Annotated in this window: 5 protein-coding genes and 1 pseudogene; all 6 read left to right on the forward strand. The window is 73.9% G+C overall.

Going from position 1 to position 5,055, the window contains the following annotated elements; translation table 11 throughout:
• Positions 1-489, forward strand: a pseudogene (locus tag PKE44_RS07560) (beta-ketoacyl-ACP synthase II); the annotation flags it as partial.
• A gap of 84 nt (positions 490-573) precedes the next feature.
• Positions 574-1,914 carry an aminodeoxychorismate synthase component I gene (locus PKE44_RS07565; RefSeq protein ID WP_324549687.1) on the forward strand — a complete coding sequence of 447 codons (1,341 nt, stop codon included), beginning with the start codon at positions 574-576 and terminating at the stop codon, positions 1,912-1,914.
• On the forward strand, positions 1,911-2,741 hold the full coding sequence (gene pabC / locus PKE44_RS07570) for an aminodeoxychorismate lyase (RefSeq protein WP_324549689.1): 831 nt from the start codon (positions 1,911-1,913) through the stop codon (positions 2,739-2,741). The genes PKE44_RS07565 and pabC overlap by 4 nt, the downstream gene beginning before the upstream one ends.
• Positions 2,738-3,763 (forward strand): endolytic transglycosylase MltG, encoded by a 1,026-nt coding sequence (mltG, locus tag PKE44_RS07575; protein WP_324549691.1) that lies wholly within the window; start codon positions 2,738-2,740, stop codon positions 3,761-3,763. The genes pabC and mltG overlap by 4 nt, the downstream gene beginning before the upstream one ends.
• The gene (gene tmk, locus PKE44_RS07580) at positions 3,760-4,437 is read left to right on the forward strand and encodes a dTMP kinase (protein WP_324549693.1); all 678 of its coding nucleotides are present in this window, start codon (positions 3,760-3,762) and stop codon (positions 4,435-4,437) included. The genes mltG and tmk overlap by 4 nt, the downstream gene beginning before the upstream one ends.
• Positions 4,434-5,055, forward strand: a 622-nt coding sequence (holB, locus tag PKE44_RS07585; protein ID WP_324549695.1) for a DNA polymerase III subunit delta', incomplete at its 3' end; no start/stop codon positions are given. The genes tmk and holB, both read left to right, overlap by 4 nt.

A 5,055-nucleotide genomic window follows, 5' to 3' on the forward strand; every position in this document is an offset into this window, starting at 1 on the left:
GCGCGCATCTACTGCGAGTTCGTCGGCTTCGGCATGAGCAGCGACGCCTACCACATGACGCTGCCGATGGAAAACGGCGACGGCGCCCGCCGCTGCATGCTGGCGGCGCTGCGCGATGCGCGGCTCAACCCCGGGCAGATCGACTACATCAACGCGCACGGCACCTCGACGCCGGCCGGTGACGTGGCCGAGAGCACGGCGGTCAAGGCCGCGCTCGGCGAGCATGCGTACCGCGTCGCGGTCAGCTCGACGAAGTCGATGACCGGTCATCTGCTCGGCGCGGCCGGCGGCGTCGAGGCGGTGTTCTCGGTGCTGTCGCTGCGCGATCAGGTCGTGCCGCCGACGATCAACCTCGACCAGCCGGGCGAGGGCTGCGATCTCGACTACGTGCCGCACACGGCGCGCGAGATGAAGATCGACGTGGCGCTGTCGAACTCCTTCGGTTTCGGCGGTACCAACGGCACGGTGATCTTCCGCCGGCTCACCTGAGTCGTCGCCGTCCTTCGTCTCCCCTCGAAGCCGGTTCCGGGTCCGCCCCGGGCCGGCTTCGGCTTTGTTGCGAGTCCGCCTGCCTTGACCTGCCTGCGCGAACTGCCTGCCGTGCCCGATCCGCTGGCCCTGCACCGGCATGATCCGGCGCGCTATCCCTGCCTGCTGGAGAGCGTCGCGCGCGGCGGGGGCAACGGCCGCTGGTCGCTGGTGTTCGCGTTTCCGCAGGCCCGGCTGCAGGCGCAGCCGGGCACGGATTTTCTCGACCGGCTCGACGCCGCGTGGCGGGCCGAGCGCCTGCCGGCTGCGGACGATGCGGATCTTCCCGAGGGCCTGCCGTTTCGCGGCGGCTGGTTTGTGTATCTCGGCTACGAACTCGCTGCCGAGGTCGAACCGGTGCTGCACCTGCCGGCGGCGACCGATGGCCTGCCGCGCGCCTGTGCGCTGCGCGTGCCGGCGGCGCTGGCGATCGACCACGCCTGCGGCCGTGCCTGGGCGGTGGCCGAGGCCGGGGGCGAGGCGCATGTCGAGCGGCTGCTCGCCGACTGCGCCGGCCTGCCTGCCGTCAGCGGGCCGGCCGCGGAGCCGGTGCTGGCGGAAGCCCTCGTCGAGGACGATCCGGCTGGTTTTCTCGATGGCGTTGCGCGCATCCGTGAGTACATCCTCGCCGGCGACGTGTTCCAGGTGAACCTGTCGCGCGCCTGGCGCGGGCGGCTCGTGCCCGATGCCGGGGCCGACGAGCTGTACGCACGCCTGCGCGTGGCCAATCCGGCGCCGTTTGCGGGGCTGGCGCGCTTCGGCGCGCAGGCCGTGGTCAGTTCCTCGCCGGAGCGGCTGCTGCGCGTGCGCGGCCGGCGCATCGACACCCGGCCGATCGCCGGCACGCGCCGGCGCGATGCGAGCACCAGCGCGGATGCGGCACTGTCGGCGCAGCTGCTCGCGCATCCGAAGGAGCGCGCGGAACACGTGATGCTGATCGATCTCGAACGCAACGATCTCGGCCGCGTCTGCCGGCCGGGCAGCGTGCGGGTCGACGAACTGATGGCGATCGAGAGCTACGCGCACGTTCATCACATCGTCTCGAACGTCGCCGGCGAGCTGCGCGAGGACGTGACGCCGGGCGCGGCGATCCGCGCGGTGTTTCCGGGCGGCACGATCACCGGCTGCCCGAAGGTGCGCTGCATGCAGATCATCGCCGAGCTCGAAGCCACCGGCCGCGGTGCCTACACCGGCGCCTTCGGCTATCTGAACCGCGACGGCGACCTCGACCTGAACATCCTGATCCGCACGCTCGCCGTCGACGGCGAGCATCTGGTGCTGCGCACCGGCGCCGGCATCGTCGCCGACTCCGAGCCGGCGCACGAACTCGCCGAGACCCGCCACAAGGCGCGCGGCCTGCTGCTCGCGCTCGGGGCCGGGGCATGAGTCCGGACAGCCTGATCGACGGCGTGCCGGAAACCCGGCTCGCGCTGGCCGACCGCGGCCTGCAGTACGGCGATGGCGTGTTCGAGACGCTGGCCGTGCGCGCCGGGCGACCCGAGTTCTGGGAGCCTCACCTGAGCCGGCTCGCGGCCGGCTGCGAGCGCCTCGGCCTGCCGCTGCCCGGCGCCGGGCTGCTGCGTCAGGAAGCGGACCGGCTGTGCGCCGCCCGGGACCGGGCGGTGCTGAAGATCGTGCTGACGCGCGGCTGCGGCGGGCGCGGCTACCGGCCACCGCAGCCGTGCACGCCGACGCGCGCGCTGAGCCTGCATCCGTGGCCGGCCGATGCCGTGCCGCTCGCGCCGGTCGCCGTGCGCTGGTGCGCGCATCCGCTGTCGGAAAACCCGCGGCTCGCCGGGCTCAAGCACCTGAACCGGCTCGATCAGGTGCTCGCGCGCGCCGAGTGGGACGATCCGGACCTCCAGGAAGGGCTGATGTGCCTGCCGGACGGCACGCCGGTCGAGGCCACCGCCGCCAATCTCTTCCTCGTGCGGGACGGGCGCCTGCACACGCCGCGGCTCGATCGCGCCGGCATCGCCGGCATCGTGCGCGGCGTGCTGATCGGGCGGGCGCGGCAGCTTGGCCTCGAAGTCCTCGAAGCGCGCGTCGATCGGGACGAACTGCTGGCCGCCGACGAGCTGTTCCTCTGCAACAGCGTCTACGGCCTGCGCCCGGTGCGCGCCCTCGGCGAGCGCCGCTGGCCGGCCCCGGGGCCGCTGACGCAGTACCTTGCCGAGGACTTCGAGACCCTGCGCCGGGCGGAGGCGGCATGAAGCGCATCCTGGCGGGCGCACTGCTGCTGGTGCTGCTGCTCGGCGGCGGGGCGGCCTGGCTCGACTACCGGCGCTTTCTCGATTCGACGCTGCCGGTGCCGGCCGGGGGGCTCGACTACCTCGTCGCTCCCGGCAGCTCGGTCGGTGCGCTCGCCGCCGACCTGCAGCAGCGCGGCGTGCTGCGCCGGGCGCTGTGGTTCGAGCTGTACGCGCGCCTGCACGGGCTGGCCGGGCGCATCCAGGCCGGCGAGTACCGCATCGAGCCGCTGGACACGCCGCGCGCGCTGCTCGATCGCTGGGTCGCCGGGCGCGTGATCGTGCGCAGCTTCACGGTGCCCGAGGGCTGGACCTTCGCGCAGATCCGTGCCGCACTCGCGACGCTGCCGAAGGTCGGGCAGACGCTGGCCGGCCTCGACGATGCACAGGTCATGGAGCGTCTCGGCGAGCCGGGGCTGGCTCCGGAAGGCCGCTTCTTCCCGGATACCTACCGCTACCAGAGCGGCACGCCCGACCTGGAGCTGCTGCGGCAGATGCGCCGGGCGCTGGAGCGCCAGCTCGCCGCCGCCTGGGCGAAGCGCGCGCCCGATTCGCCGCTGAAGACGCCGGACGAGGCGCTGGTGCTGGCCTCGATCGTCGAGAAGGAAACCGGCCTGCCCGCGGAACGCCGGCAGGTGGCCGGCGTCTACGCGCGGCGGCTCGCGCTCGGCATGCCGCTGCAGGCCGACCCGACCGTGCTGTACGGGCGTGGAGCCGCGGCGGACGGGGAGCTGACGCGCAGCGATCTGCGCAGCGACGGCCCGTACAACACCTATACCCGCAAGGGCCTGCCGCCGACGCCGATCGCCGCCCCCGGTGCTGCGGCGCTGGCCGCGGCCGTGGACCCGGCCCCCGGCGATGCGCTGTACTTCGTTGCCCGCGGCGATGGCGGGCACGTGTTTTCCGCCACGCTCGAAGACCACCAGCGCGCCGTGCGCGACTACCGCGCGCGGCGTGCCGCCGCCAGCCGAGGAGAATCCGAGTGAATCCGGCCAGAGGACGCTTCATCGTCGTCGATGGCATCGAGGGTGCCGGCAAGTCCACGCAGCTCGACACCCTGCGCGCACGGCTCGAAGCCGCCGGCCTCGGCGTGGTCTGCACGCGCGAACCCGGCGGCACGCCGCTCGGGGAGGAGCTGCGCGAGCTGCTGCTGCGCCCGCGCGCCGGCGGCATCGCCGGCGATACCGAACTGCTGCTGATGTTCGCGGCGCGCGCCGAGCACATCGCGCAGGTCATCGAGCCGGCGCTCGCGCGCGGCGACTGGGTGCTGTGCGACCGCTTCACCGACGCGAGCTACGCCTACCAGGGCGGCGGCCGCGGCCTCGGCTTCGATCGCGTCGTGCAGCTGGAGGAATTCGTGCAGCGGGCACTGCGGCCCGATCTGGTGCTGCTCTACGACCTGCCGCCCGAGACCGGTCTTGCCCGCGCCGGCCGCCGCGGTGCGGCCGACCGCTTCGAGCAGGAGGAATATGAATTCCACGCGCGCGTGCGGCTTGCCTACATCAACCGGGCGGCGGCCGCGCCGGCGCGCTACCGCGTGCTCGATGCTGCTGCGCCGCTCGCCGAGGTCAGCGCCGCGACGCTGGCCGCGATCGACGCCTTCCTCGCCGAGCACCGGCCCGGACAAGGGCCGGTCACGGCGGACGCCGCCGCGCCATGACGGCGGACTCCTCCACGCCTGCATCCGGCGCCGGCACCTGCGAAGGTCTGCCGCCGTGGCTGCGCGGGATCTGGGCGCAGCTCGCCCCGGCGCTGGCCGCGGGCCGGCTGCCGCACGCGCTGCTGCTCGCCGGCCCCGAAGGGCTCGGCAAGATGGCGTTCGCGCAGGCGCTCGGAGAAGCCCTGCTCTGCGAAAGCCCGCGCCCCGACCATCACGCCTGCGGTCATTGCCGCGCCTGCCGGCTGCTCGCCGCCGGCAGCCATCCGGACCTGCACGTGGTCGCGCCGGCCGAGGAGGGCAAGGCGATCCGCGTCGACGCGATCCGCGAGCTGATCGGCTTCGCGGCGCTGACGCCGCAGTTCGGCGGCCGGCGCGTGCTGCGGCTGGCGCCGGCGGAGCTGCTGAACGTCAACGCCGCCAACGCGCTGCTGAAGACGCTGGAGGAACCGGCCCCCGGCAGTCACCTGATCCTGGTCAGTGCCCGGCCGGCGCGGCTGCTGCCGACCGTGCGCAGCCGCTGCCAGACGATCCGCTTCGCGCCGCCACCGGCCGCGGAAGCCCGGGCCTGGCTGGCGCCGCGCTGCGGCGAGGCCGATGCGGCGCTAGCCAGGCCCGGGC

It is taken from the genome of Plasticicumulans sp. (assembly GCF_035331805.1).
Classification (GTDB): Bacteria; Pseudomonadota; Gammaproteobacteria; order Competibacterales; family Competibacteraceae; genus Plasticicumulans.